Origin of the sequence: Endozoicomonas atrinae (assembly GCF_001647025.1) — a bacterium.
Lineage (GTDB): Bacteria > Pseudomonadota > Gammaproteobacteria > Pseudomonadales > Endozoicomonadaceae > Endozoicomonas > Endozoicomonas atrinae.
This window is the reverse complement of record NZ_LUKQ02000553.1, coordinates 1-1,402: the sequence shown is the minus strand read 5'-3', so window position 1 is coordinate 1,402 and position 1,402 is coordinate 1. Positions and strand designations below refer to the sequence as shown.

Here is a 1,402-nt window from a genome sequence, read left to right as displayed (position 1 = left end):
TACTGTCCAGAGCAGACTTAACTATGATTTCCATGAGAGGAGGTATCAACAGATAGATTATTAGGATTCTCTACTCTGGTTGATTCCTCTCATGGTTGCCTATTTCGGAAAACTGTCCGGACTATTGTAATACTATAATTAGAATTATTTATCCCTAACCGTGGTATCAGCAACAGTGAATTACTCGTCCTCAGAGTCCAGGTCATCCCTTAGCTTATCAACATCCACTAAACGACGTTTGCCGATTTTACGGGAGGGAATCCGGTTCTCCTTGATCCAGGTTCTAACCGTCTCTGGTGATACGCCAACACGTTCAGCAAACGCATTAATGGACAACACGAAAAAATAGCCGTCATATTTCTCTTTCATTGCTCAACATTCCTTGTTTGATTGCAACAGAAAATAGAAATACAGAATCAATTTTTGAAATGCAACACTTGATCTTAATTAATTTTTTAGCGTGTCGGCTATATCGGGTCATTGGTGGTCATAGCGGGTCATATACGGACAAAAAAAATTTGCACATTAATAGATTTTGTTTGAAATCTGTTTTTTATTACTTCTTTCATGGATTAAATTATTCAGGTAGACGTTTCAAAAAAAGTAAACCCGCTAACAACCATCAATAACCGACAACCACCAAAAACCACCGTAATTAAAAAAAAGCATCCATTTTTAATCAGCGATCTATTAAAAAAATGCAGTTAAGATGATTTTAAAAAAGAGAATTAAGGAAGCATCATGGCAATCATCAAAAAAGGCAACCAATGGAAAATTGATTTCAGGATTGGCAGCAAGCGTTTTCGTCATACCGCAAAAACAAAACTGGAATGTATCCAGTACCGTGATAAGTGCATTGCTGACAAAGATAAAGAAGCACCAGAGAGAGATGACCGCACACTCAAAGAGTTAATTGATATCTGGTATGAAGCCAGAGGCATCGAGCTGGCGGATAATGAACGGACGCTGAAGAACCTGATTCGCTTCTGTGATGCTCTGGGCAACCCCATAGCCAAAGAAGTCACTACCAGAGACTGGCACAGGTACAAGAAGCAAAAGAGGGAGGAAGGCATTGGCGATAAGACCCTGAATAATATTCTCGGCTATATCAATGCCGTTTATAACTTTCTGGGCAGGAATGCCATCATTGGCTATTGCAATCCCTTTCAGCCCGTAGATAAGATTCGTATCCATGAGAAAGAACTTGTCTTTCTGAGTAATGACGAGATTCAACTGCTATTCGAAGACATCAGGAAGAACTGCAAAAGCCGCCATGTGTCATCACCGATGTAATAAGTCTTCAAAACACCAGTTTAATTTGACCTCCCGATTAACCCTTTTCTGGCCGATTGTTTTCCTGTTGGTATCAAGCAGGGAGCAGCGCCATGACCAATCGAGAGGA

Annotated in this window: 2 protein-coding genes; one reads left to right on the top strand and one right to left on the bottom strand. The window is 40.2% G+C overall.

What is annotated here, in order from left to right; translation table 11 throughout:
- Window positions 1–180 precede the first annotated feature (180 nt).
- Complete coding sequence (locus AK963_RS28980; protein ID WP_066018726.1) at window positions 181–369, bottom strand: helix-turn-helix domain-containing protein; 189 nt, start codon at window positions 367–369, stop codon at window positions 181–183.
- A 372-nt stretch (window positions 370–741) separates the two neighbouring features.
- Here AK963_RS28980 and AK963_RS28975 point away from each other — a divergent pair, with 372 nt between their 5' ends.
- The gene (locus tag AK963_RS28975; RefSeq protein ID WP_066018725.1) at window positions 742–1,293 is read left to right on the top strand and encodes a phage integrase; all 552 of its coding nucleotides are present in this window, start codon (window positions 742–744) and stop codon (window positions 1,291–1,293) included.
- The last annotated feature ends 109 nt before the right edge of the window (window positions 1,294–1,402 follow it).

Bases quoted from the DNA above. Each gene is read 5' to 3' on its own strand.
- AK963_RS28980 (WP_066018726.1), bottom strand. From the start codon at position 369: ATGAAAGAGAAATATGACGGCTATTTTTTCGTGTTGTCCATTAATGCG.
- AK963_RS28975 (WP_066018725.1), top strand. From the start codon at position 742: ATGGCAATCATCAAAAAAGGCAACCAATGGAAAATTGATTTCAGGATT.